This window comes from Gluconacetobacter brunescens (genome assembly GCF_048695475.1).
GTDB lineage: Bacteria > Pseudomonadota > Alphaproteobacteria > Acetobacterales > Acetobacteraceae > Gluconacetobacter.
Window position 1 is genome coordinate 474,575 of the sequence record NZ_JBLHEN010000002.1, and the last position, 26,488, is coordinate 501,062.

Below are 26,488 nucleotides of genomic sequence, written 5' to 3' on the forward strand. Positions count from 1 at the left end.
GCTCCGCCAATTCATCGTCGGATACTTTCGACATGACAGACGGACTGCCTGATGTTTCCATTTTCCCTCGGCCGCCGGCCACGCCGCCTGATGCGGCACATGGCCCTCTCCCTGCCCGGACTATTGCTGGCCGCGGCAGCGCACGCCGCCCCCGCCAGCCAGTGCTACGCCGACCTGGCGGCCACACGGAATTTCACCCTGGGCCTGCCACGCCACGCACAGCCCACGCCGGACGGACACGGGGTACTGTTCCTGCGCAGCGGCCCGCGCGACACCACGCTGCATCTCTGGCGCTTCGACCCCACGAGCGGAACCGAGACCGAACTGGCCCGCCCGACCGGCACCGAATCTCTGTCGGTCGAGGAAAAGGCCCGGCGCGAACGGGCCCGCATGTCGCTCACCGGCATCACCGACTTCACCCTGTCTGATGACGGCCGCACCGCACTGGTCAGCCAGGCCGACCACCTGATGCAAATCGACGTTGCAACCGGCAAGGTCGCCGACGTCCCCGGACGCGGCTGGATTGCCCCGCGCCTGTCACCGGACGGCACCCATGTCGCGGTGGTGCGCGACAACGACGTCCATGTCGTGACACTGGCCAGCGGACACACCACGCGCCTGACCCACGGCGGCACCGAAACCCTGACCCACGGCCTGGCCGAATTTGCCGCCGCCGAGGAACTGGCCCGACCGGACGGCCTGTGGTGGTCGCCCGACGGACAGACGATTCTTTATGAGGAAGCCGACTCCTCAGGCGTCGAGAAACATTACATCACCGATCCCCAGCACCCGGCCACGCAACCGGTCGAATTCCGCTACCCCCGCGCCGGCACGGCAAACGCGCGCATCCGGCTGGGGCTGGTCGCGCGCGACGGCGGCCCCACTCGCTGGGTCCAATGGGACAGCACCGCCTTCCCCTACCTGGCCCGCGCCGTCTGGCCCAAGGGACACGGCCCCCTGACGCTGGTCGTGCTGAACCGCGCCCAGACCGAGGAGCGGGTCCTGCGCGTCGACCCTGCCACCGGCCAGACCAGCACCCTGCTGACCGAGCGCGATCCCGCCTGGATCAATATCAGCCCCTCCGGCGACGGACGCGGCCGCTCCCTTCCCCGCTGGCTGCCGAACGGCAGCGGTTTCCTCTGGGCCGCCGAACGCAACGGTCATTGGCAACTGGAACTGCGCCACGCCGACGGCACGCTCGATCACGCGGTCACGCCCACCAGCCTGCCCTTCGTCTCGCTGGACGATTTCGACCCCGATGCCGGAACGGTAACCATCACCGCCAACCCCGATCGAACCCGCACCGCAATCTACCGCCTGCCCCTGCAAGGCGGCACGCCGGTCCTGCTGACGCCCGAGCCCGGCCTGCACGGCGCAACTTTCGCCGATGGCGGCCATACGCGCTTCGTCGACAGCCTGTCGGGCGCCGACGGCAGTGCCGTCACCACCCTGCGCGATGCCGACGGTCATGTGCTGGCCAAAATCCCCGCCGTCGCGGAAACACCCACGCTGACACCACATATCGAATACACCCGCGCCGGCACCCGCGACATGGATGCCATGATCATCCGCCCGGCCAGCTTCAAGCCGGGACAGCGCTACCCGGTGGTGCTGTCGGTCTATGCCGGCCCTGGCTACAAGGAAGTCCTGGACGCACCACGCCTGAATCTGGAAAGCCAGTGCATGGCCGACCACGGCTTCATCGTCATCAGCCTGGACGGGCGCGGCACACCGGGCCGCGACCATGACTGGGAACGGGCCACCAAGAACAACCTGATCGACCTGCCGCTCCAGGACCAGATCGACGGCCTGACCGCCCTCGGCAAACGCTACCCTGAACTGGATCTCGATCATGTCGGCGTCCATGGCTGGTCGTTCGGCGGCTATTTCACCGCAATGGCTACCATCCGCCGGCCGGATGTCTTCAAGGCCGGCGTCGCGGGCGCCCCGCCGGCCGACTTCGCCGATTACGACACAGCCTATACTGAACGCTATCTGGGCACACCGCAGGACGACCCCGACGGCTACCGCGCCAGCAATGTCCTCACCTACGCGCAATCCCTGTCCCGTCCGCTGCTGATCATGCACGGCCTGACCGACGATAACGTGTATTTCGAAAATACGATGAAGATGACGCAAGCCTTCATCACCGCCGGCCGCCCCTACAACCTGCTGCTGCTGCCCGGCACCCATATGCTGACCGACCCGGTCCTGCGCGCCCACGTCAACGACGCGCGCGAGGCCTTCCTGGCCGCCACCCTGAAGGCCCCGGCCCCCACCGCGACAAACTGACCTCCAACCATCCTACCCTGGCCGGCTCTCGGCCAGGGTAGGTGCAAAGGCCAGGGTTCCACCCTGGACCCGCCAAAGGCTTTGCCTTTGGAAACCATTCAGTCGTCACCATTTGTCTGGAAGCCAAGCCGGACGGATCATGTCCTCATCGACATCCGGCCCCTGCTGCCGCAGATTTCCTCCCACACCAGCACGCCGACGCACCCACCCAAATCAGCCGGACCAGCCAACATGCCTTCCGACGTCACCATCCGCGCCGCGCACGCCCACGACCTGCCCGAAATCACGGCGATATACGACGACCATGTGCTGCACGGCTGCGCCTCGTTCGAAATCGACCCTCCTGCCGTCGAAGAGATGACACGGCGCATGGAAACACTCCTGGCCAGGAACTACCCCTATCTGGTGGCCGAACTGGCGGGATCGGTGATCGGCTACGCCTATGCCGGCCCCTACCACCCGCGAATCGCCTATCGCGACACGGTAGAGGACTCCATCTATCTCACCCCCCACGCCGCCGGACGCGGCATCGGCACCACCCTGCTGGGTGCATTGATGGCGGAATGCGTCGCCAGAGGCTTCCGGCAGATGATGGCCCTGGTCGGCGACAGCGCGAATATACCCTCCATCCGCCTGCACGAACGCCACGGCTTCCGCACGGTCGGCACACTCCAATCGGTCGGTTTCAAACACGGGCGCTGGCTGGATGTCGTGCTGCTGCAATGCGCACTGGGCAGCGGAGACCGCACGCCCCCCGACCGGCCCTGAAACCGGAAAATCGGACATGCCGCCCCGTCCACCGATAACCGGCCCGCTCCCCGGCTTGGACCTGGCGTCCGGCGCCCACGATCGCGTGCTGGGTCCGGGTGCCATGCTGCTGGCCGGACGGGCTCGCGCCACGGCCCCCGAATTGATCGTCCAGATCGAAGCCATCGCCCGAACGGCCCCGTTTCGCCGCATGGCAACGCCCGGTGGCCGCACGATGTCCGTCGCCATGACCAATTGCGGCGCGCTGGGCTGGGTCTCCGATGCCAGGGGATATCGCTATACCACCCACGACCCGCTCACCGGCCTGCCCTGGCCGGCAATGCCCGCCCCCTTCGCCACGCTCGCGATCAAGGCCGCCGCCGAAGCCGGCTACCCCGCCTTCACGCCCGACGCCTGCCTGATCAACCGCTATGAACCGGGCACACGACTCACCCTGCATCAGGACCGCAACGAGCATGATTTCAGCCAGCCGATCGTCTCGGTCTCGCTGGGCCTGCCGGCGATATTCCTCTGGGGCGGCCCCACGCGCACCGACCCGGTCCAGCGGGTGCCGCTGGAGCATGGCGACATCGTGGCCTGGGGCGGGGCGGCCCGCCTGGCCCATCACGGCATCCACCCCTTGGCCGAAGGCACCCACGCCCTGACCGGCCGGGCCCGGCTGAACCTGACCTTCCGGCGGGCCGGGTAGAACGGCAAGACACGGATGGACATCGCGATCCGCAGCACTTATTCACCCGCGATGATGTCCTCTGCCCCCACGCCCCGCCCCCGTGTCGGCATCGATTTCGGCACGACCAACAGCGTCGTCGTCATCGCGACCCCGGACGGCGAAACCCACACCACGCGCTTCGCCTTCCCCGGCCATCCCGAATCCGAGACCTGCCGCACCCTGCTGTGCCTGTGGCAGGAGGAAGAACGCGGCCGCCTGGCGGTTCATCAGGCCATCGGCGCCGCCGCCATCGATGCCTATCTGGACGATCCGGCCGAAAGCCGCCTGATCATGTCCATGAAATCCTACCTGGCGCAGACATCGTTCCGCGAAACGCGCCTGCTGGGCCGCCGACTGACGCTGGAGAACCTCGTCGGCTTCTTCGTCGCCGAACTGATGCGCGCCGTCGGCATCGACCCCGCCACGGTCGATGCCACGGTCGGCCGCCCGGTACAATTCGCCGGCGAGGCACCCGATGATGCGTTCGGCGAACAGCGCCTGCGCGACGGCTTTGCCGAAGCCGGTTTCCGCAGCATCGCCGTGGCGCTGGAGCCCGAGGCCGCCGGCTGGCGCTTCGCCCGGCGGCTGGACGCGCCGGCCACGATCCTGGTCGGCGATTTCGGCGGCGGCACCAGCGATTTCTCGGTCCTGCGCTTCGATCCCGCAATCGGGCGCGCCGTTCCGCTGGGCCATGCGGGCGTGGGCATCGCGGGCGACCAGTTCGACTACCGGATCATCGACAACGTCGTCTCGCCCGAACTGGGCCGCGACAGTACCTACCGCATCATGGGGGGCGCCCCCTTGCCGGTGCCGATCGAGTGGTACGCCAGCCTGGCGCGCTGGCACCGCCTGTCGCTGATGCGCACGCCGGCAACGCTGCGCGCCATCGACGACGTGGCGCGCACCGCCTCCGAGCCCGATCGCCTGCATGCGCTGGCCACTCTGGTCGCCGACCAGCAGGGCCAGGCCCTGTATCGCGCAGTCGGTGCCGCCAAGGCCGAACTGTCGCACGCCGACAGCACCACCCTGCGCTTCCATCACAAGGACATCCATATCGACCGCACGATCACACGGGCGGCGTTCGAAGACTGGATCGCCCCCGATCTGGCCCAGTTCGACGGCGCTGTGACAACGGCACTGGACCGCGCGGGCCTGGGCGAAGCCGATATCGACCGGGTGTTTCTCACCGGCGGCACCTCGTTCGTCCCGGCGGTCCGCGCCCTGTTCGCCGCCCGTTTCGGCAACGAGCGGATCGATCGCGGCGGAGAGTTCGTGTCGGTCGCCGAAGGACTGGCCCTGATGCAGGGGAACACGGCCCATCCGTCAGGCACCACCACCTGCTGAAAAAGCCTTTCAGACCTTACGTTCTTTTCATCCGATTTTGATTCAGATCAAGGCCGATGCCCCCGCCCCGTGCCATAAGAAAAGGGCGATGGGGGCATCGCATATCGAATCATCACGCAAACTGCAGGGTCTTCGGACCCTGCTTTTTTTTTGCGACACGCGGAAGCGACATGAAGCACCCTCCGTTTCTGCCGGTTCGTACGTTTTATAAAGCCCATAATCCCCGAGCGTGATCAGACGACAGCAAGCGACGGCAGATCCTCGGCCGATCGCGGCGGCTTCATCATCGCGGTCGGCAGCGGCGCGTCACCATCGGTCTCGTCCCTGAGCATGTAGCCCTGCCCCCATACGGTCGTGATCACGTCCCGTGCCCCGGCCACCTGCAATTTCTTCCGCAACTTGCAGATAAAAACATCGATGATCTTCATTTCCGGCTCGTCCATCCCCCCATAGAGATGGTCGAGAAATGCGAACTTGCTCAGTACCGTACCCCTGCGGAGCATGAGCAGTTCCAGGATCATGTATTCCTTGCCGGTCAGATGAACCAGCCGCCCCTTTACCGTAACCTCGCGGCTGTCCAGGGAAAGCCTGACCGCCCCGGCCTGCAGGACCGGCTGGCTGTATCCCTTCGAACGACGGACGATGGCCTGGATGCGTGCGGCCAGTTCCGGCGTATCGTAGGGCCGGGTGATGTAATCGTCCGCGCCCGCTGAAAAGGCCCGGACCTTCGCCTGCGCCCCACTCAGGCTGGACAGGGCAACGATGGGTGTATCCAGCCGCGCGGCCCTCGCCGCCCGCAGGACTTCATAGCCGTCGATATCTGGAAGAACCATTTCAAGTAATGCCAGATCATAATCGTAACGGCGAAGCATCTCGACCCCTTCATGCCCGGTCATGGCGTGGTCGATCATGTAGCCAACAGAGCGCAATGTGCTGGAAGTACCACGAGCCGCACTCCCATTCCCCTCGACGAGCAAGACACGCATGTTCATCAACCATTGATTGTTTATGACTACAATTACTACCTATAGGTGTATAATCCTCCACAAACAATCCTTTTAGGATGGGTCCGGGTATCAAACCGCCTCGATCACGAATATGTTATATCAAGCCGCCAGGAGCGTTTCCGAGACCGCCGAACATTACGCCTGCGGACCGCGTAATCCGCATCCTCCGCTCTCTCATTCCGATCCCCGATCGGCAGCACGTCTCTCTCTCGAAGGCTTTTCAGAGCCAGCCCCGCTTCGGCGCGCGAAAATACCCACCGGGCGCAGTCCCTCGCGGGCAGTTCTCATTCACCCGCCCCTATTTTTGGTCGGGGCCTCTCAGCCGCCGGGAGCGCCCCAGGCCGGATCGACGGTCACGGCATGATTCAGCGGCCCCGCGCCGGCCCCATAGCCGGGGGCACGCGCGATGGCGGCCCGCAGATAGCGCCGGGCCCGTTCCACGGCATCCCGCAGGCTCAGGCCCTGCGCCAACCCGGCGGCAATCGCGCTCGCCAGCGTGCAACCGGTCCCATGCGTGTGCCGGGTATGCAGGCGGGTGTCCGAGAACAGTTCGATGCCCGACGATTCGCACAGCACATCGGTCAGGATATCCCCTTCCAGATGTCCGCCCTTCAGCAGCACCGCCCGCGCGCCCGCCCGCCGCAGGGTCTCCGCCGCCCGGCACATATCGTCCACCGTGCGGATCGGGTGACCCACCAGAACCTCGGCCTCCGGCAGGTTCGGCGTCAGCAGGCTCGCCAGCGGCACCAGATGCCGCATCAGCGTCTCCACGGCGTCATCCTGCAACAGGCGCGAACCGCCCTTGGCCACCATCACCGGGTCCAGCACATACGGAACATCCGGGTAGGCACGCACTTCCGCCGCCACTGCCCGGATCACCTCGCCCCGATCCAGCATGCCGCTCTTGAAGGCATCCACGCCGATATCGTCCAGCACGCAGCGCATCTGCGCCGCCACGATATCGGGCGGCACCGGCAGGATTCCGCTCACGCCCAGCGTATTCTGCACCGTCAGGGCCGAGACCGCCGTCATGGCGAACCCGCCCAGCGCCGTCACGGCCTTGATATCCGCCTGGATTCCCGCCCCACCGCCGGAATCGCTGCCGGCGATGACCAGGACGCGGCCCTTCATGACGGCCAAGACCGGCGCCCCTACGCCGCTTCCTGCGCGGAACCGATCACCGCGCACATCCCGGCAACCACCCGCTCCACCAGCGCCGGGTCTTCCGCCTCCGCCATCACGCGCACCAGCGGCTCGGTCCCGCTTTCGCGCAGCAGCAGCCGCCCGGCCGTTCCCAGTTCGGCCTCCGCCTGCCGGCGCGCTTCCTCCACCGCGGGCGCATGCAACGGACTCTTGCCGATGAAGCGGACATTGCGCAGCAATTGCGGAAAGGGCGTGAACACGCGGCAGACCTCGCTGGCCGGCCGACCTTCCTCGACCAGCACCGCCAGAACCTGCAATGCCGCCACCAGCCCGTCACCGGTCGTCGCGAAATCGGACAGCACCATGTGCCCCGACTGCTCACCCCCCAGATTGACGCCCAGTTCGCGCATGCGCTCGACCACATAGCGGTCGCCCACCGCCGTGCGCACCAGTTCCAGCCCCAGCCCATCCAGGCAGCGCGCCAGCCCCATGTTCGACATCACGGTGGCCACGACCTTGTTCGCACTCAGCCTGCCCTGACGGCTCCACGACCGGGCGATGAGGGCCAGGATCTGGTCCCCATCGATCAGCCGCCCCTGCTCGTCGGCAATCAGCAGCCGGTCCGCATCGCCATCCAGCGCGATCCCGATATCGGCTTCATGCGCCACCACCGCCGCACACAGCGCCTCAGGGCGGGTCGAGCCGCAATTCTCGTTGATATTGACGCCGTTCGGCTCGCACCCGATCCGGATCACCTCGGCCCCGAGTTCCCACAGCGCGGTCGGCGCCACCCGATAGGCGGCCCCATTGGCGCAGTCGATGACGATCCGCAGCCCATCCAGGCGCCGCCCGCGCGGAAACGACGCCTTGGCATTCTCGATATACCGCCCGGCCGCATCGTTCAGGCGCGAGGCGCGGCCGATCCGCTCGGGCGTCGCCAGCCGGCCCGTCAGGTCGGCGCGCATCAGGTCCTCGATCTCGGCCTCGGTCTCGTCGGAGAGCTTGAATCCGTCCGGCCCGAACAGCTTGATGCCGTTATCGCCGAACGGATTGTGCGAGGCCGAGATCATCACGCCCAGATCGGCCCGCAGCGACCGCGTCAGCATCGCGATCGCCGGCGTCGGCATCGGCCCGGCCAGCGTCACATCCACCCCGGCCGACAGAAAGCCGGACACCAGCGCACATTCGATCATATAGCCCGAGAGCCGGGTATCCTTCCCAACCAGCACCCGATGCCGATGCGTCCCGCGCGTAAAACGCAGGCCGGCTGCCTGTCCCAGCTTCTGGGCCACTTCCACCGTCATCGGGTCCTGATTGGCCGTGCCGCGAATCCCGTCGGTGCCGAACAATTTTCTGGTCTTGGTCATCTTCCCGGCTATCCCTGGTTCACCACGCACCGCGCCTACATCCGCTCCGGCTTATCGCAGGTCCACAATCCCTGCCAGACCCGCAATGCCTGCACCATGGCAGGAACATTATGCACCCGCAGGATGGTATTGCCGAGTTCCAGCCCCGGCAGGCTGCTGGCAACCGTACCCGGATCGCGGTCCGACGCCACCGGCACCCCCGCCATCTCCCCCAGCACACGCTTGCGCGAGGTCCCCAGCAGCACGCGGCACCCCAGATTGGCCAGGATCGGCAGGCGCCGGATCATCTCGATATTCTGCGCGGCGTTCTTGGCGAATCCGATCCCCGGATCGACGATGATCCGGTCGCGCGCAATGCCGGCCGCCACCGCCGCATCGATCCGCGCGGCCAGTTCGCACGTCACGTCGACGGCCACATCGTCATAGACGGCGAAATCCTGCATGGTCTGCGGCGTGCCGCGCATATGCATCAGCACGACAGGACAGCCGGCATCGGCCACCACCGCCAGCGCCTGCGGATCATGCAGCAGGGCCGAAACATCGTTGATCAGCGCCGCCCCCACCCCAAGCGAGGCCGACATGGTGCGCGCATTGCGGGTATCGACCGACAACGCGACATCGGACTGGCTCCGCAGTTCCGCCAGAACGGGCGCCACACGCGCCCATTCCTCCTCCGGCGTCACGACGGCCGATCCAGGGCGCGTGCTCTCGCCGCCGATATCCAGCAGCCCCGCCCCGGCCGTGATCATGGCGATACCGGCCCGAATCGCCGCCTCCGTCCCGAAATGGCGGCCGCCATCGCTGAAACTGTCGGGGGTGACGTTCAGGATTCCCATCACCTGCGGGCCCGGCGGCAGATCCGCCGAGGGCAGCGGCGCGGTCACACGCGCCAGCACATCCAGCCAGTCGCCGGGCAGATCCCCCGCGCGCACCAGCCGGGCATCATCGCCCTCGATCAGCCGCGCCAGGGTAAAGGCCGCCGGTCCATCTGCCAGCCAGTGGGCCAGCCCCGCATCCACCGCCCTATGGGCATCGCGCCCGAACACCAGTCCCGCCGGTTCAAGCAGCCGCAATGCGCCCATCCAGCTTCCGCCCCATCATCATGGCATGGTCATAAAATGAAAACAGACGGAGTCACCCCGCCTGTTTTCCACCTTATCCTATAAACGCAGCGTCCAGATTCCGGGCTTCAGCCGGCCGCCGGAGCCGGATCGAGGCCTCCACCACCACCCGGCGAGGGCAGCGGCGCCGCCGGCGGCGTCGGCGGAACCGAAGACCGGCGATTTTCCGGCATCGGATCATCCACCACCACGCGCTCGATCGGCTCCCCGCGCAGCACCTGGCGAATTTCCTCGCCGGAGAGGGTCTCGTATTCCAGCAGCGCGTTGGCCAGCCGGTGCAGGTCATCCACATGCTCGATCAGCATGGTCCGCGCCCGGGCATAGGCACTGTCGATCAGGCGCTTGATCTCGTCGTCGATCTCGCGAACCGTCTCTTCAGACACGTTCTTGTTCTGGGTCACGCTATGGCCCAGGAACACTTCCTGCCCGTTATCGCCATAGGCGATCATACCCAGCTTGTCGCTCATGCCCCATTCGGACACCATGCGGCGCGCCAGATCGGTCGCCATCTTGATATCGCCGGAAGCACCGTTCGACACGTTGTCCGCCCCGAAGATGATCTCCTCGGCAGCGCGGCCACCCATCGCCAGCGTCAGCTCGCCCAGGCATTTCGCGCGGCTCTTGGAGTAGCGGTCGCCCTCGGGCAGGCTCATCACCAGGCCCAGCGCACGGCCGCGCGGAATGATCGTGGCCTTGTGCACCGGGTCGGCGCCCGGCGTCATGATCGCGACCAGCGCATGCCCGCCCTCATGGAAGGCGGTCATCTTCTTCTCGTCCTCGCTCATGACCAGCGAGCGACGCTCGGCGCCCATCAGCACCTTGTCCTTGGCGTTCTCGAATTCCAGCATCGCGACCGTGCGCTTGCCCATGCGGGCAGCCATCAGCGCGGCCTCGTTCACCAGATTGGCCAGGTCGGCGCCCGAGAAGCCCGGTGTGCCGCGCGCGATCACCTTGGGGTCGACATCCGACGCCAGCGGAACCTTGCGCATATGCACGCGCAGGATCTTCTCGCGCCCGACCACGTCCGGATTGGGCACCACCACCTGGCGGTCGAAGCGGCCGGGGCGCAGCAGGGCGGGGTCCAGCACGTCGGGGCGGTTGGTCGCGGCAATCAGGATCACGCCCTCATTGCTCTCGAACCCGTCCATCTCGACCAGCATCTGGTTCAGCGTCTGCTCGCGCTCGTCATTGCCGCCACCCAGGCCGGCGCCACGATGACGGCCAACGGCGTCGATTTCATCGATGAAGATGATGCACGGCGCCGCCTTCTTGCCCTGCTCGAACATGTCACGCACACGCGACGCACCGACACCGACGAACATCTCGACGAAATCGGAGCCCGAGATGGTGAAGAACGGCACGTTCGCCTCACCGGCAATGGCACGGGCCAGCAGCGTCTTGCCGGTGCCCGGCGGGCCGACCAGCAGCACGCCCTTGGGGATCTTGCCGCCCAGGCGGGTGAATTTCTGCGGATCACGCAGAAAGTCCACGATCTCCTGCAACTCGCTCTTGGCCTCGTCGATGCCCGCGACATCGTCGAAGGTCACCCGTCCCTGCTTTTCCGTCAGCATCTTGGCGCGCGACTTGCCGAAGCCCATGGCCCGGCCGCCACCCGCCTGCATCTGGCGCATGATGAAGATCCAGGCGCCGAACATCAGCAGGATCGGGGCGTAGTTGATCAGATAGCGCAGGAACGGATTGGAATCGCTGTCCTGCGGCTTCGCCATCACCTCCACGCCCTTTTCGGTCAGGCGCGGGATCAGCGTCGGATCCTGGGGTGTATAGGTCTCGAACGACGTGCCGTCCGTCAGCGTGCCGGAGACATTATGGTCCTGCACGACGACAGAGCGCACGCGGCCGTTATTCACATCTCCGATAAAATCGGAATATGCCAGTTGCTGCGCCGCATGCTGCGTGCTTCCAGGCTGGAAGACGTTGAACAGCAGCAGCAACAGTACGATAATGATTACCCAGAGGGCCAGGTTCCGGCCAAAATTGTTCATCTTGCCCATTGTTCCATACGCTTGACGCCACCCGGATTCCGCCTGGTGCCGAAACACGCAGGTAAGGCTTCCTTCTGACCGGCAGCCAGACGCCTTCTCTACCTCGATTTAGCCATACATAGGCCCTTCGTGGGACATTCACACCCCCACCCCGGGTCTTTATTGCCCCCCGGGCGCGAAAATCCGCCTGCCCACCGCTCAATGGCCCCCTGTGAACCGCGCCGCCTCGGCCGCCACCGCACCCGGCATCAGCGTCAGACGCACCCCGGCCAGTGCCGGATCATGACAGATCCCCATCGTCGGAACCGCCACCACCCGCCCGGCGCGGAACAGCGCCGGCAGGGTACGCAACGCGCGGGCCGGCCACGGCGTCTTCCAGTCGGCGGGCGCCATCCATCGTCCCGGCGGCCCCGCCGCGCCCAGCGTCACGCCCCGCAGATCGGCCCCGTGCGGCGCCCGCAGCACAAAACGCCCGTCCCAGACGCAATCCGCCACCGCCGGCACGGGCGCCTGCATCGCCGCCTCCTCGCGCAGCAGCAGCCAGCGCAACCCCGCCCGGCGCAGGGCCGCGCCCGCCTCCACCAGACAGGCCCCCGCCAGCGTGGCCGGCCGAGGATCGGCACACAACGCCGCCACCGCCCGCGAGGGCGGCAGATAATCCCGCCCCGACACCGCACGCAGCAGAAAGGCCAGTGTACGCGGGCAGGCCGGGTCCTCCGCCAGCGCCACCCACCCCCCCTCGGCGACCGTCACCCCCCGGGCCAGCCGCCGCGCCTGCCCGGCATCGCGCGCCATGCGCGCGGCCCCCGCCTGCCCCGCCTCCGCGCAAAGCCGCAACACGGCCGGCGGATCGGCGGAAAGCCCGGCGCGCAGACGGGCACGCTCGGCGCGCGGATCGGCGTTTGAAGGGTCTTCCACCCATTCCAGCCCCGCGCGCCGCAGCGTGCCGCGCAAGGTCGCCGGTTCGATGTCGCGAAACGGGCGCACCAGACGCAGATCCCCGGTAAACGTCACCGCGCCCATGCCCGCCAGACCATCCGGCCCACTGGCGGCCCGGCGCCGGATCAGCACGGTTTCCGCCTGATCGCCCGCATGATGGCCCAGCAGCAGATCGACGATCCCGGTCCGCCGACACGCGGCCGACAACGCCGCATAGCGCGCGCGCCGCGCCCGATCGGCCACGCCGGGGCCGGAACGCAGCCCCTCCAGCACCAGAATCTCGGCGGGAATCCCCAGCCGGGCCAGACGATCGCGCGTCAGGCGCGCCTCGGCGGCAGCCGCGGGCCGCAATCCATGGTCCACGATCAACGCGCGCACCGCACGCCGCCACCGCCCCGCGAGATAGGCAAGACACAGACTGTCCGCCCCGCCCGACACCGCGATGCCGATTTCGGGCATGCCCACCCCGTCAGGCAACCACGGCCCCAGCCCCGCCATGATGGCGGCAAAGCGGCCGTCATCCAGCATCCCGGCGGAACCGCCGCCGGTCAGGTCGGCATCAAAGCCGGTCAGTGGCATCCCGCGCGGGTGCGATAGGCCGTCTCGGCCGTCTTGACGCGCGGCGCCGGCGAGGGGAACTCGCTCTTCAGCTTGGCCAGGGCCTGGCACGCCGAATTCTTGTCCCCCATCGCCAGCAGCGATGCCGTCACCCCCAGCAGCGCATCCGGCGCCCGGCCCGAACGCGGCGAACGGTTATAGGTATCGTAATAGGCCACGGCCGACTGGCGATACTGCTTCTGCCCGGCCAGCGACTGCGCCAGCAGGAACTGCGCGTCGATCTGCAACGGGCCCTTCGGGCCGGCCAGCACCTGCTTGGCAGCTGCCTGCGCTCCGGCATAATCCCCACGCATCAGGGCCGCATTGCCGTCCTTCAGCACGATGTCGGGCGTGCGCTTGGCCGGCGGCGCGGCATCCCCGCCGCCACCCGCCGCAGCAGGACCGGCCGCGTCAGCCGGCGCATCCGGCGCCGCCGGCCTGGGCGGCGGATGGCCGCCATTCTGCATGGCGAAATTCATGTCGTCGATCTGCTTCGCCAGGGCCGCATTCTGCTGCTGCACCTGGTTGGTCAATTGGTCGAGTTGCCCGCGCATGTCGCGCACCTGCTGCTCCAGGGTCATCACCCGGTCCAGCAACTGGGCCGTCAGGTCGCCACCGGCCGCCGGCGGCCCGCCATTACCACTATTGCCGCCACCCTCGGGCATGGGCGGCGGAAGAATGCCACCCCCCTGTCCCCCGGGCGCCGCCGACTGCATCTGCGAAAGCTGCTGGCGCAGATCCATGATCTGGTTCTGCAACGCGATCCCTTCGCGACTCGTCATCTGCTCGGTGTCCTGTGCCCGGACCGCCAGCGGCGACAGGCCAGCCAGCAGGGTCAGGATCACCAGCCCCTTCGCGCGCGGCGGCAGGCTCCCACGATGTCGAAACGGCGAAAAAGAGCGGAAGGCAACAGGCCGCATGATATGGATGTCTCCATGAATGCACCACCGCCGGCCCAGACCAATGCCGATCGCCGGAGGTCACGATAAGAGGTCACAAACAGCCTCTTATGCACGCCTGCTCCAAAGCCGTGAAGAGATCACGCACCCGGACCACGCAGAAGAGACCGCAGGTCAGCCGCCAATAAAAAAGCCGGCCAGGTAAAGACCTGGCCGGCTTCCTTCAGCCGAACGAACGCTTCGGCCGGTTCGCTCAGCGAACCGACGTGATGCTGTTACGGTTCTGGGCCCAGGCTTCCTCGTCGTCACCCGTCGCGGTCGGACGATCCTTGCCGTAGGAGATCGTCGTGATGCGCGAGGCGGCAACGCCCTTGGCCACCAGGTAGTCGCGCGCCGCGTTGGCACGACGCTCGCCCAGGGCGATGTTGTACTCTTCGGTGCCGCGATCGTCACAGTTGCCGGCGAGCTGCACGGTCACCTGCGGATACTTCGCCAGCCAGGCGGCCTGGCGGTCCAGCGTGGCCTGGGCTTCGCTGGACAGATTGTTCTTGTTCAGTTCGAAGAAGACGCGATCGCCAACATTGGCGACCAGATCGGCTTCGCTGCCCGGCGTCACGCCGGAGGTCTGGGCGGCGGCACCGGTACCGGTCGTGGCGCCCTTGTTCGTATCATCCGAGCACGCCGCGAGAAACACGGCCATGCCAAGCGCACCAAGAAGCTTCAGTCTCATTGGTTTTAGATCCTGAGATCGGTTCCCGCACGGAACCATATGATTAAGTTGCCGGTAAGCGTTATCTGGTTCCGACACTCGTTTTGTTCCGTCAACAACCCAGTGACAGAACTATGCGAACCGCGGAGCCCACCCGCCCGTTACCGCCAGACATGACAGACCGTCAAGATGCCCGTAACACATGCCGGGCATCTTGTTTTGCACATCGGCCTGAAAAGCACACTAAAGCGCTGTTTCGGTCGTCTTTTCAGCCGTTCAGCGGTGACCAGGCCGGATCTGACGACATACCAACCGCCGGAATCGACCGTTCATGAAAGCCGGTAATATCGATCGTGCCGATCGAGGACGAGAACCCGGCCCCTCCGGCCCCCGCCGCCGTCTGGCGGCAGAAGGCCAGCACCCGGCCATTGGGGCAGAAGGTCGGGGTATCCACGGTAAAGCCCTGGGTCAGGATCCGCTCGCCGGTGCCGTCGGGCGCCATCACGCCCAGCGAGAAGCTGCCGTTCGCAATTCGCGTAAAGGCGATCAGATCACCACGCGGCGACCAGACCGGCGAGCCATATGTCCCATTCCCGTAGGAAATCCGCTTCGCCCCGCCACCGCCGGCGCTCATGATATAGAGCTGCGGCGTGCCCCCGCGATCCGAGTTGAAGACGATCTGCGACCCGTCCGGGCTGTAGCAGGGGCTGGTATCGATGGCGCCGGAACTGGTGAGCTGCCGCTTGCCGCGCGAGGCCAGGTCCACCGTATAGATGTCCGATCCCCCTCCGCGCGTGACGGACATCACCACCGTCCGCCCATCGGGGGCGAAACGCGGCGCGAACGAGATCCCGTCGAAATCGCCCAGCAATTGCTGCCGCCCGGTCGCCAGGTTCAGCACATACACGCGCGGCCGGTTGTTGGCGTAGGACATGAACGCAAGCTGTTCGCTGACCGGGCTGAAACGCGGGGTCAGGGTCAGCCATTGCCCACCGGAGAGGTAGTGGCTGTTGGCGCCGTCCTGGTCCATGATCGCCAGCCGGGTGGTCTGGTGCGCACGCGGGCCCGACCGGGCGATATAGGCGATTCGCGAGTTGAAATACCCCTTCTCGCCCAGCAGCCGCTCATAGATCACATCGGCGATGATATGGGCGATCTTGCGCGCATCCCCGGCCCCCGCCGTGTAGGCGGTGCCCTGGATCTGCTGCCCGGTCAGCACGTCCCACAGCCGGAATTCGACGCGCAGCCCGCCGCTGCCCGTGGTCGCGGTGCCGCTGACCAGCGCCCGCGCGCCCAGCGATTTATACGTGCCGAAATCCGGCACACCCACCGGCAGCGCGCCATTGATGGGCGAGAACAGGCCGCAATTGCCCAGATCGCCCGAGATCACGCTGCTCACCAGTTGGCCCGCATCGCCGCCCAGCACCGGAATGACGATCGGAATCGGCGCCGTCCGCGCCTGGTCCACCGTAATCTCCGCATCGCCCGGCGCACCCTGGGCATGGGCGGACAGCGGTATGGCCAGCACACCGGCGGCGACACAACCGGTCCCAAGCAAGGCGCGGCGGCCGAAATGGGTCGCCAGCACCGAGGCCTCGGCATCGGAAATCAGCGGAAGTTCACTCGAACGCATGGTCTTCTCCTCGAAGGCACCGACCGGGCAGCGCCTGGGCTGCCTCACGGACGGAAAACGAATTTGAGCTGCTGGGTCTGCCCCAGCATCGCCTTGGGTATGGGCAGTTGCGCGCAGGTCGGGCTCAGCACCGCCGCCCGCGCCCGTTCGGCCAACGCGCGATAGGACGAATCCCCCGCCATCCGCGCCTGGGTCTCGGGCGCGAACTGCACGATGCGGGCCATGCCCGTGCCATCCACCGTCACCACCAGATGGGCGACGAACTGCGCATAGTCCTTCGCCGCCGTATCCTCGGTGTAGCAGCGGCGCACGGCATTCCCGATTGCCTTCTGGTCGGCCGAACTCAGCGCGCTGGTAATGTCGCCATCCGGCGCGCCCCCGCCATCGGGCGCTCCGCCCTGCACCGGATTGGCCCGCGCCTTCGGCGGATGGGTCTGCTTCTGGTCGGCGCGGAACGCATCCAGCGTCGCCATCAGCGAATGGGTATCCGGCACCGCCTTCTTCGTCTCGTTCGGCTGCGTGATGTGCGAGAATTGCTGCATCTTCGGCAGGGGCGCGGGTTCGGGCTGCGGCGAAGGCGGCGCCGTCTCGTGCGAGGGCACGGGCGGCGACGGCAGGGTCGGCGGTGCCGGCACGGCATCGGGCGACGGCTGCTCGACCTTGGGCGGCACCGGCGTATCGGGCAGCTTTTCCGGCGGCGTCTCCGGCGGCGGCGGCATGGGCGGCGGCGGAGGCGGCGGCGGGGCCGCTTCCTCGTTCGGTTCCTTCACCGGCGGCGTCGGGGCCGGCGGCGCCTCCTGCGGCACCGGGGCCGGAGCCGGCGCGGGTTTGGGCGCCGGCTTGTCGGCCTTGTGCGGCGTGCCGCCGCTGTCCGAGGGCGCGAACTCCATCTCGATCGTCGGTGGCGGCGGCGGCTCGGGCGGCACGGGCACATGCAGCCCCAGCAGCATGGCCGCCAGCAGCACCATATGCGCAACGCCCGACACGATGATCGACCACCGCATCAGCTTGCGTTCGGAACGACGCGGCGGAACCACGATTGCGGCTCTCCTACCCGATGGCGGTCAGGGCGCGCCGCCGCCCGAGGGCGGCTGCTGGGCCAGGAGGGCGACATGGGTAAAGCCGCCGGACGTGATACGGCCCATGACCTCCATCACGCGCCCATAATCGATATGCGAATCGCCACGCACGAAGATGCGATGCGAAGGATCGTTCTGGGATGCCGCGCGCAGCTGATCCAGCAACTGGTCCGCCGATACCGGATTGTCGCCCAGATACAGCGACCCGTCACTGCGGATGGATACCGTGATCGGCTTGGTATCGGCATTCACCGGCGCCGCGTCGGTCTTCGGCAGGTCGACATTCACGCCGCTGGTCATCATCGGCGCCGTCACCATGAAGATGATCAGCAGCACCAGCATGACGTCGACCAGCGGGGTGACGTTGATGTCCGACATGGGGCGGCGACGCCCGCGGCGGCCGCCCCCTCCACCGAGGGAAACGCCCATGATTCAGCCCCTTTCTTCGGACTGGCGGGACAGGATCGCGGCGAATTCGGTGCCGAACGCCGCCATCCGGTCCTCGAACAGGCCCAGACTGTTGCTGATGACGTTATAGGCGATCACCGCCGGAATGGCGGTCACAAGGCCGATGGCGGTCGCGAACAGCGCCTCGGAGATACCGGGCGCCACCACGGCCAGGTTGGTGTTGTGCATCGCCGCGATCGACCCGAACGCATGCATGATGCCCCACACGGTGCCGAACAGGCCGATGAACGGCGCCACCGGCCCGATCGTGGCCAGGAAGATCATCCAGCGGCCCAGCCGCTCCATCTCGCGCGTGATGGTGATGTTCATCGCGCGGTCCACGCGCTCCTTCACCCCGCCGCGCGCCAGGTCGATGCCGGCGATGCGCGCCGAGCGGCGCCATTCGCCCATCGCGGCGCCGAACACGGCCGCCATCGGATGCAGCGGCTTGGCCCCATCGGATTCATACAGATCGTCCAGGCTGCCGCCCGACCAGAACTTGTCCTCGAACGCCGACGCCTCGCGATTCACGCGCCGCAGGGTCACGATCTTGTCGAAGATGATGCCCCACACGATGATGCTGCTGATCGCCAGGCCGATCATCACCAGCTTGACGACGATCGCCGCGTGCAGAAACAAACTCCACAGCGACAGGTCGGACGCCGCCGCGCCCAGATTCGCCGCGTTAACCGCTTGGTCCAAAAACGCCTCCTGCACCTTCCGCACGCAGCTTCAGCACCGCATCCCGACGCCGAGTCGGGGCAGTCCGACACTGCTTTCCATACTGTTCCTTATAGGCTTCCAGAAGAAAGCAGAAGCACCCCCACGGCGGGACACACGCGCCGCGTAGAAAATTTTCTTCCGGACAGAAACGCGGGAAACGCCTCGCCCTAATCCAGCAACCCGGTCAGAAGATCATGCCATAAAGGCGGAAATCGGGCAGCCCGGCCATCGGCGGCCCGCACGCAGGCCAGTCGCACGTCCAGACGCGCGCAGCATTTGTCCTCCAGCAGGAATTCCTGCTCCAGCCGGCAACTGGCCGAGCCCAGTTCGACCAGGCGCGTCGTCACGGTCACGACATCGTCAAGCCGCAGCGGCCGCTTGTAGTCGATCGTGGCCCGATGGAGGACGAAGGCCAGCCCGTATTCTTCCAGCAGCGAGAAGGCCGAACGGCCCAGCCCGCGAATCGCCTCGGTCCGCGCCCGTTCGGCAAAGGCGAAATAGCGGGCATGATAGACAACTCCCCCCGCGTCGGTATCCTCGTAATAGACGCGAAACGGGATGCTGTGCTTCATCCGTCCTCTCCCAGCAAAAGATCGCCCTGATCGGCCTGTCGGGCCGGCGGTTGCAGGCCCAGATGGCGCCATCCGCGCTCGCCCAGCATCCGCCCGCGGCTGGTTCGCAGCACCAGCCCTTCCTGGATCAGATAGGGCTCCACCACATCTTCCAGCGTATCGCGCGCCTCGGCCAGCGCCGCCGCCAGCGTCTCCACGCCCACCGGGCCGCCATGGTGAAATTCGGCGATCCGGCGCAGATAGCGCCGATCCATCGCATCCAGCCCCAGCGAATCGACTTCCAGCCGCGAGAGCGCGGCATCGGCCATCGCCCGGTCCACCGGCCCCGGCCGCGCGACCGAGGCAAAGTCGCGCACCCGCCGCAGCAGGCGCCCGGCAATACGCGGCGTCCCGCGTGAGCGGCGGGCGATTTCCTCAGCCCCCTCCGGCGTCAGGTCGAATTGCAGCTTCCGCGCCCCGCGCGAGACGATCTGCCGCAATTCCTCGGCCGTATAGAACACCAGCCGCAGCGGAATGCCGAAGCGGTCGCGCAACGGCGTCGCCAGCAGCCCGGCCCGCGTGGTCGCCGCCACCAGGGTAAAGGGTGAAAGGTCGATCCGCACCGACCGCGCGGCCGGCCCCTCGCCGATAATCAGGTCGAGCTGGAAATCCTCCATCGCCGGATACAGGATTTCCTCGATCGCCGGTTGCAGGCGATGGATCTCGTCGATGAACAGCACATCGCGCGGCTGCAGGTTGGTCAGGATCGCCGCCAGATCCCCCGCGCGCTGGATCACCGGCCCGGAGGTCGCGCGAAACCCCACCCCGAGTTCGCGCGCCACGATCTGCGCCAGCGTCGTCTTGCCCAGCCCCGGCGGCCCGTGCAGCAGCACATGGTCCATCGCCTCGCCCCGCGCGCGGGCGGCGGCGATAAAGATCGCCAGATTCTCGCGGCTGGCCTTCTGCCCGGTGAAATCCTCAAGCGTCTGCGGCCGCAGGCCGGCCTCGCCCGCATCCTCGTCCATGCGTCCCGGATCGACCGCGCGCGGGGGCAGATCGCTCATCGCGCCAGTTCCCGCAGGCTTTCACGGATCACCACGTCGAGGTCACCTTCCTGCCCGGCACCGGCCTCCTTCAGCCGCGCCAGAATCCGCGCCACCACCGGCTGCGCCTCGGCCCGGCGGAAGCCCAGCCCCGCCAGCGCCAGCAGCACATCCCCCTCGACCCCGGCCGAAGCCGTCGGCACGGGCAGCACAACGCCCGCGCCCACAGGCAGCTTGCCCGCCTTGTCGCGCAGTTCCGACAGAATCCGTTCCGCCAGCCGCGCGCCCACGCCAGAAACCCGCGTCAGCCCCGCCTTGTCCGCCGCCGCGATGGTCGCCGCCACATCGGCGGGCGAAAGCGCGGACAGGATCGCCAGCGCCAGCTTGGCCCCCACCCCCTGCACCGTCGTCAGCAGCCGGAACCAGTCCCGCTCCGCCGCATCGGCAAAGCCGTAGAGCAGGAACGCATCCTCGCGCACCACGGTCTCGACCAGCACGCGAGAGACTTCGGGGGGCATCGGCAGCGCGGACAGGGTGCGGGTCGAGGCATGGACCAGATAGCCCACGCCATGCACGTCGATCACGCAGCGATCGGCCTCGATCTGCCCGACCAGCCCGGTCAGTTGCGCGATCATGCCGTGCGCGTTCCCGCCGCCACGCGCAGGGCGCTGGCGCGATGATGCGCGTGGCAGATCGCCACCGCCAGCGCGTCCGAGGCATCGGCCCGCTTGATCGTCGCCGTGGGCAGAAGACGGCGCACCATCATCTCCACCTGCTCCTTGCTGGCGGCGCCGGTGCCGACCACCGCCCGCTTCACCGCCATGGCACCGTATTCGGAAACCACGATTCCGGCCAGCGCCGGCACCAGCAACGCAACCCCGCGCGCATAGCCCAGCTTCAGCGTCGAGGACCCGTTGCGGTTGACGTATGTTTCCTCCACCGCCGCCTCGGCCGGTTCGAACCGATGCACCAGTTCCATCAACCCGTCATGCAGGCAGCGCAGACGCTCGGGCACCGCGGCATCCCCGTCGGTCGCGATCACACCGTCGGCGACATGACTCAGGCGGTTCCCCGCCACGTCGATCATGCCCCAACCGGTAAAACGCAGGCCCGGATCGATGCCCAGCAGCCGGACCACCGACATCCCGGTCAGGCCGACAGCTTCTCGGCCACGTCGTCCGGCAGGTCGAAATTGGCGTAGACGGCCTGCACGTCGTCGCTTTCGTCCAGCACGTCGATCAGCTTCAGCACGGTGCGCGCCTTCTCCTCGTCCAGCGTCACCACGGTCCCGGGGCGCCAGTCGAATTTCGCGCTCGCCGGCTCGCCAAAGCGCGTCTCCAGCGCATCGCGCACCGCGAAGAAGGATTCCACCGGGCAGGTCACCTCATGCCCCTCGGCGGTGCTCTCCACATTCTCGGCACCGGCCTCGATCGCCGCTTCCAGCATCTCGTCCTCGCTGGCGACGCTGGCCGGATAGGTGATCACGCCCAGCCGGGTAAACATGAACGACACCGAATTGGTCTCGCCCAGCGACCCGCCATATTTCGAGAACGCGGCCCGCACGTCCGATGCCGTACGGTTGCGGTTGTCGGTCAGCGCCTCGACGATCACGGCCACGCCCGCCGGGCCATAGCCCTCGTAGCGCACTTCCACATAATCGTCGCCGCCGCCGGCGCCCGTCGCCTTCTTGATCGCGCGCTCGACCGTGTCTTTGGGCATATTGACCTCACGCGCCGCCGAAATCGCGGCGCGCAGGCGCGGATTGCTCGCCGGATCAGGCAGTCCCGAACGCGCCGCCACGGTAATCTCGCGGATCACCTTGGCAAACTGCCGGGCCCGGCGCGCATCCTGCGCGCCCTTGCGATGCATGATGTTCTTGAATTGCGAATGACCCGCCATCGTCCGTCTTCTCTAACTCTTCATCAAATCGTCAAATCGTCATCCATGCCCACCCCACCCGGCCTCCCGGAGGCTGGCCGGAAATGTGGGCTGGTGAGCGAGAGCGGCCCGCCAGGGCCGCGCCCGTCGTGTGTTTCCGAGCACCGAAGCGGAGCGGCCTTGATGGCCGTGAGCATCGGAGCGCAGGAAACGCGCGCCGGATCGCCACCAGCGCGCATTTACGGCCAGCCTCTCAGGCTAGGCGGCCGTGGCAGTGTTTGTACTTCTTCCCCGATCCACAGGGGCAAGGCGCATTACGCGGCGTCTCGCCCCAGCTCGACGGATCATCGGGCATGATCGCGCTGGCCCCGATCGGGGTTGCAATCGCGACATCGCCCGCCGTCTCGGCAAAGAGCGCGCCGGGCCCGGGTTCCGAGGTCAGGCCGGGCACCTGCGGATCGGCATGGATCTCAGCCGCGTGCGAGAACGGATTGTCCAGAACCGGCGGCGCCACCTCGACCCGCGCCATGGTCGAGGTCACGCGCAGGCGCATCTCGTCGAGCATGGCGGTAAAGAGCTGGAACGCCTCGTGCTTGAACTCGTTCAGCGGGTCCTTCTGGCCATAGGCGCGCAGGCCGATGCCCTGGCGAAGCTGGTCCAGCGCCAGCAGGTGCTCCTTCCACGCCGAATCGAAGGTGGTCAGCACCACCTGCTTCTCGATATAGCGCATCACCGAGGGGCCGAAATTGGCCGCCTTGGCCGCCTGGGCCTGCGTCGCCGCCTGCTCCAGCCGCTCGGTCACCACGTCGCCATCCACCCCGTCCTCGCGCGCCCAGTCGACGATCGGCAGATCCAGCCCCAGCGTCTCGCGCACATCCTCGGCCAGCTCGGCACTTTGCCACTGCTCGGCAAATGCCTTCTCGGGGATACGCCGGCGCACCATGTCGTGGATGATTTCGGACCGAATCTCCTGCACCGTCGCCGACAGGTCCTCGGCCCCCATATACTCCCGGCGCTGGGCGTAGACCTCCTTGCGCTGGTCGTTCATGACGTCGTCGTATTTCAGCGTGTTCTTGCGCATGTCGAAGTTGCGGGCCTCGACCTTCTTCTGCGCGCGCTCCAGGGCCTTGTTGATCCATGGATGAACGATCGCCTCGCCGTCCTTCAGGCCCAGGCGCTGGAGCATCCCGCCCATGCGCTCGGTCCCGAAGATGCGCATCAGATCGTCTTCGAGCGAGATGAAGAAGCGCGAATTGCCCGGATCGCCCTGCCGCCCGGCACGCCCGCGCAGCTGGTTGTCGATCCGGCGGCTTTCATGCCGCTCGGTGCCGATCACGTACAGCCCGCCCGCCTCGCGGACGATGCCGTGATATTCCGCCACCTGGGCACGGATCTCGGCCTCGCGCCGCGCCTTTTCCTCGGGGTCGGTCACATCGGCCAGTTCCTGGCGAATGCGCATCTCCACATTGCCGCCCAGCTTGATGTCGGTGCCGCGCCCGGCCATGTTGGTTGCGATCGTAATCGCCCCCGGCGCGCCGGCCTGGGCCACGATCGTGGCCTCCATCTCGTGGAAACGGGCATTCAGCACATTGTGGCGAATACCCCGCTTCTTCAGAAGCTCGGAGAGATACTCGCTCTTCTCGATCGAGGTCGTGCCCACCAGCACCGGCTGCGGCGTCTTGGAAATTTCCTCGATCAGATTGCTGACGGCCTCATATTTCTCGCGCGCGGTCAGGTAGACCTCGTCATCCCCATCCTTGCGCGACACCGGCAGGTTGGTCGGAATCTCGACCACGTCCAGCTTGTAGATCTCGGCGAATTCGTCGGCCTCGGTCATCGCCGTGCCGGTCATGCCCGACAGCTTGGGATAGAGGCGGAAATAATTCTGGAAGGTGATCGAGGCCAGCGTCTGGTTTTCCTGCTGGACCTCGACATGCTCCTTGGCTTCCAGCGCCTGGTGCAATCCGTCGGAATAGCGGCGGCCGTCCATCATGCGGCCGGTGAACTCGTCGATGATGATCACCTTGCCGCCACGCACGATGTAATCCACATCGCGCGAGAACAGCGTATGGGCGCGCAGCGACTGCTGCACATGATGGATCACCGCGATATTGTGGATGTCGTACAGCCCGCCCTCGGCCAGCACGCCCGCCTCGCGCAGCATGGTCTCGACCTGTTCCGACCCCGAATCGGTCAGGATCACGGTGCGGAACTTCTCGTCCTTCTCGAAGGTCTCGGGCAGCTTCACCAGCTCGCGCACCACCTCGTCCACCGAACGATAGAGGTCCGAACTGTCGTCGGCCGGCCCCGAGATGATCAGCGGCGTCCGCGCCTCGTCGATCAGGATCGAATCCACCTCGTCCACGATGGCGTGGTGGAAGGGGCGCTGCACCATGTCCTCGATCCGGTACTTCATGTTATCGCGCAGATAATCGAAGCCGAATTCGTTGTTGGTGCCGTAGGTGATGTCGGCCCGATAGGCCGCGCGCCGCTCCTCGTCGGCCATGTTGGGCACGATCACGCCCGTGGTCAGTCCCAGGAAGCTGTAGATCTGCCCCATTTCCTCGGCATCGCGGCGGGCCAGGTAGTCATTGACCGTCACCACATGCACGCCCTTGCCGGCCAGCGCGCTCAGATACACGGCCAATGTCGCCACCAGCGTCTTGCCCTCGCCGGTCCGCATCTCCGCGATCCGCCCGGCATGCAGCACCATGCCGCCGATCAGCTGCACGTCGAAATGGCGCATCCCCAGCACGCGGCGCGCCGCCTCGCGCGCCACCGCGAACGCCTCGGGCAGCAGCGCATCCAGCGACGTGCCTTTCGCGATCCGCTCCCGGAACTCCCCCGTCTTGGCCGCGAGGGCCGCATCATCCAGCGCACGCAACGCGGGTTCGTGCGCGTTGATCTCGGGCACGCGGCGCTGGAATGCCTTCAGAGAACGATCGTTGGCGGTTCCAAACAGGGCACGGGCAAGACTGGCGAACATGTAGACCTTCCGGAATGGCGCGGCCCCACCCCCGGCCGGACTCCCGGACGGGCTGGAACTGGAGCAAGGGCATTCGCGCGCGCGGCATCTGAGATAGGACCCACACCGCCACCGGTCAACCGAAGCCGACCCTGGAGGCCGTTCCAAAAGCCCCGCTCCCCCCCAGCCTTGCAGGACCGGACAGGCTCGGCCATGATGAAACAGACACTTTATATTTTAGGGTTCTCAACACATGCGGCCTTCCAGCCCGGCAGCCTCCATTCTGGCGGCAGCCCTGCTCGTTCCTGCGCTTTCCATTCCTCATGCCCATGCCGCCGCCCCGGTCGCGGCGCCCGCCCCCGCTGCCGCACCGGCCGCCGGCACGGCCCAGCCGGCAGCCCCGGCCAATCCGAACCCGCTGGTCGCGACCGTGAATGGCGAAGACATTCATCTGGACGACGTGCGCCAGGCCGCCGCCGGCATGCCGCAGCAGTTGCGCCAGCTCCCGCCGAACATGATCTTCCCGATGCTGCTGAACCAGATCATCGACCAGAAGGCCATTCAGCTCGCGGCGCACAAGGAAGGGCTGGACAACCAGCCCGAGGTCAAGCAGCAGATGCAGACCGCCGCCTCCAACGCGCTGCAGAACGCCTACCTGTCGCAGAAGGTCACCCCGACGCTGACCGACGCCGCGATCCAGGCCTATTACGACAAGAACTACGCCAACAAGAAGCCGGAAGAGGAAATCCACGCCCGCCACATCCTGGTGGCGACGGAAGCCGAGGCGAACGACGTCATCAAGCAGCTCAAGGGCGGCGCCAACTTCTCCGCCCTGGCCACCAAGCTGTCGACCGACAAGGCCTCGGCCAAGCAGAATGGCGGCGACCTCGGCTGGTTCAAGAAGGGCGACATGCTGCCGGCCTTCTCCGACGCCGCCTTCGCCATGAAGCCCCACACCGTCAGCCAGACGCCGGTGCATACCCAGTACGGCTGGCACGTGATCGAGGTGCTGGAAACCCGCACCGCCGCCATCCCCAAGCTGGACGCGGTGCGTGACGAGGTCCGCCAGAAACTGATCCAGCAGGGCGTCCGCGACGCGGTCGAGAAGGCGGTAGCCGGCGTCAAGGTCGTGCGGTACGACCCCAGCGGCAAGCCGATCGCCGACACGCCCGCCCCGGCGGCGGCCCCGACTGCCCCGGCCAAGAAGTAACAGCCGACCCGGCCGCTTCATCCGGTTTCACATGAAACCCGATGAAGCGGCCGGCCCATAA

The 26,488-nt window shown here is 66.9% G+C and carries 23 protein-coding genes; 5 read left to right on the forward strand and 18 right to left on the reverse strand.

Annotated features, from left to right (window positions below; translation table 11 throughout):
* Positions 1-51 precede the first annotated feature (51 nt).
* The 4 genes from ACMAUO_RS14385 to ACMAUO_RS14400 all read left to right on the forward strand — a co-directional run bounded on the left by ACMAUO_RS14385 (position 52) and on the right by ACMAUO_RS14400 (position 5,113).
* On the forward strand, positions 52-2,292 hold the full coding sequence (locus ACMAUO_RS14385) for a S9 family peptidase (protein WP_420357662.1): 2,241 nt from the start codon (positions 52-54) through the stop codon (positions 2,290-2,292).
* 231 nt (positions 2,293-2,523) lie between these two features.
* Positions 2,524-3,060 (forward strand): GNAT family N-acetyltransferase, encoded by a 537-nt coding sequence (locus ACMAUO_RS14390; protein WP_420357663.1) that lies wholly within the window; start codon positions 2,524-2,526, stop codon positions 3,058-3,060.
* 16 nt (positions 3,061-3,076) lie between these two features.
* Entirely contained in the window at positions 3,077-3,748 is a 672-nt protein-coding gene (gene alkB / locus ACMAUO_RS14395; protein ID WP_420357664.1) for a DNA oxidative demethylase AlkB, read from the forward strand.
* A 54-nt stretch (positions 3,749-3,802) separates the two neighbouring features.
* Positions 3,803-5,113, forward strand: a complete 1,311-nt coding sequence (locus tag ACMAUO_RS14400) for an Hsp70 family protein (protein ID WP_420358275.1) — start codon at positions 3,803-3,805, stop codon at positions 5,111-5,113.
* A gap of 233 nt (positions 5,114-5,346) precedes the next feature.
* Here the strand turns inward: ACMAUO_RS14400 and ACMAUO_RS14405 are convergent, their stop codons facing one another.
* The 18 genes from ACMAUO_RS14405 to secA all read right to left on the reverse strand — a co-directional run bounded on the left by ACMAUO_RS14405 (position 5,347) and on the right by secA (position 25,238).
* Positions 5,347-6,099 carry a response regulator transcription factor gene (locus tag ACMAUO_RS14405; protein ID WP_420357665.1) on the reverse strand — a complete coding sequence of 251 codons (753 nt, stop codon included), beginning with the start codon at positions 6,097-6,099 and terminating at the stop codon, positions 5,347-5,349.
* Positions 6,100-6,438: 339 nt separating this feature from the next.
* Positions 6,439-7,251, reverse strand: coding sequence for a bifunctional hydroxymethylpyrimidine kinase/phosphomethylpyrimidine kinase (thiD, locus tag ACMAUO_RS14410; RefSeq protein WP_420357666.1), 813 nt, complete (start codon positions 7,249-7,251; stop codon positions 6,439-6,441).
* A 20-nt stretch (positions 7,252-7,271) separates the two neighbouring features.
* Complete coding sequence (glmM, locus tag ACMAUO_RS14415; RefSeq protein WP_420357667.1) at positions 7,272-8,630, reverse strand: phosphoglucosamine mutase; 1,359 nt, start codon at positions 8,628-8,630, stop codon at positions 7,272-7,274.
* 35 nt (positions 8,631-8,665) lie between these two features.
* Entirely contained in the window at positions 8,666-9,712 is a 1,047-nt protein-coding gene (folP, locus tag ACMAUO_RS14420; RefSeq protein WP_420357668.1) for a dihydropteroate synthase, read from the reverse strand.
* A gap of 107 nt (positions 9,713-9,819) precedes the next feature.
* The gene (ftsH, locus tag ACMAUO_RS14425) at positions 9,820-11,754 is read right to left on the reverse strand and encodes an ATP-dependent zinc metalloprotease FtsH (protein WP_420357669.1); all 1,935 of its coding nucleotides are present in this window, start codon (positions 11,752-11,754) and stop codon (positions 9,820-9,822) included.
* Positions 11,755-11,952: 198 nt separating this feature from the next.
* On the reverse strand, positions 11,953-13,272 hold the full coding sequence (gene tilS, locus ACMAUO_RS14430; protein WP_420357670.1) for a tRNA lysidine(34) synthetase TilS: 1,320 nt from the start codon (positions 13,270-13,272) through the stop codon (positions 11,953-11,955).
* Positions 13,263-14,210, reverse strand: coding sequence for a tetratricopeptide repeat protein (locus ACMAUO_RS14435; protein ID WP_420357671.1), 948 nt, complete (start codon positions 14,208-14,210; stop codon positions 13,263-13,265). Before ACMAUO_RS14435 ends, tilS begins: the two co-directional genes overlap by 10 nt.
* Positions 14,211-14,442: 232 nt before the next feature.
* A complete protein-coding gene (gene pal / locus ACMAUO_RS14440) occupies positions 14,443-14,919 on the reverse strand; it encodes a peptidoglycan-associated lipoprotein Pal (RefSeq protein WP_420357672.1) in 477 nt (158 codons plus the stop codon).
* Between the two features lie 247 nt (positions 14,920-15,166).
* Positions 15,167-16,531, reverse strand: a complete 1,365-nt coding sequence (tolB, locus tag ACMAUO_RS14445; protein WP_420357673.1) for a Tol-Pal system beta propeller repeat protein TolB — start codon at positions 16,529-16,531, stop codon at positions 15,167-15,169.
* 44 nt (positions 16,532-16,575) lie between these two features.
* Entirely contained in the window at positions 16,576-17,568 is a 993-nt protein-coding gene (gene tolA / locus ACMAUO_RS14450; RefSeq protein ID WP_420357674.1) for a cell envelope integrity protein TolA, read from the reverse strand.
* Between the two features lie 27 nt (positions 17,569-17,595).
* Positions 17,596-18,039, reverse strand: a complete 444-nt coding sequence (gene tolR / locus ACMAUO_RS14455) for a protein TolR (RefSeq protein ID WP_420357675.1) — start codon at positions 18,037-18,039, stop codon at positions 17,596-17,598.
* Between the two features lie 3 nt (positions 18,040-18,042).
* A complete protein-coding gene (tolQ, locus tag ACMAUO_RS14460) occupies positions 18,043-18,759 on the reverse strand; it encodes a protein TolQ (RefSeq protein WP_420357676.1) in 717 nt (238 codons plus the stop codon).
* A gap of 188 nt (positions 18,760-18,947) precedes the next feature.
* Complete coding sequence (locus ACMAUO_RS14465; RefSeq protein WP_420357677.1) at positions 18,948-19,352, reverse strand: YbgC/FadM family acyl-CoA thioesterase; 405 nt, start codon at positions 19,350-19,352, stop codon at positions 18,948-18,950.
* Entirely contained in the window at positions 19,349-20,395 is a 1,047-nt protein-coding gene (ruvB, locus tag ACMAUO_RS14470; RefSeq protein WP_420357678.1) for a Holliday junction branch migration DNA helicase RuvB, read from the reverse strand. The genes ACMAUO_RS14465 and ruvB overlap by 4 nt, the downstream gene beginning before the upstream one ends.
* Positions 20,392-21,009, reverse strand: coding sequence for a Holliday junction branch migration protein RuvA (gene ruvA, locus ACMAUO_RS14475; RefSeq protein WP_420357679.1), 618 nt, complete (start codon positions 21,007-21,009; stop codon positions 20,392-20,394). Before ruvA ends, ruvB begins: the two co-directional genes overlap by 4 nt.
* Positions 21,006-21,512, reverse strand: coding sequence for a crossover junction endodeoxyribonuclease RuvC (gene ruvC / locus ACMAUO_RS14480; protein WP_420358276.1), 507 nt, complete (start codon positions 21,510-21,512; stop codon positions 21,006-21,008). The genes ruvA and ruvC overlap by 4 nt, the downstream gene beginning before the upstream one ends.
* A gap of 11 nt (positions 21,513-21,523) precedes the next feature.
* The gene (locus tag ACMAUO_RS14485; RefSeq protein ID WP_114726573.1) at positions 21,524-22,273 is read right to left on the reverse strand and encodes a YebC/PmpR family DNA-binding transcriptional regulator; all 750 of its coding nucleotides are present in this window, start codon (positions 22,271-22,273) and stop codon (positions 21,524-21,526) included.
* Between the two features lie 232 nt (positions 22,274-22,505).
* Positions 22,506-25,238: a preprotein translocase subunit SecA gene (secA, locus tag ACMAUO_RS14490; RefSeq protein ID WP_420357680.1), complete on the reverse strand. Its 2,733-nt coding sequence runs from the start codon at positions 25,236-25,238 to the stop codon at positions 22,506-22,508.
* A gap of 232 nt (positions 25,239-25,470) precedes the next feature.
* On the opposite strand from secA, the gene ACMAUO_RS14495 reads away from it, so the two are divergent.
* Complete coding sequence (locus ACMAUO_RS14495) at positions 25,471-26,427, forward strand: peptidylprolyl isomerase (protein ID WP_420357681.1); 957 nt, start codon at positions 25,471-25,473, stop codon at positions 26,425-26,427.
* The last annotated feature ends 61 nt before the right edge of the window (positions 26,428-26,488 follow it).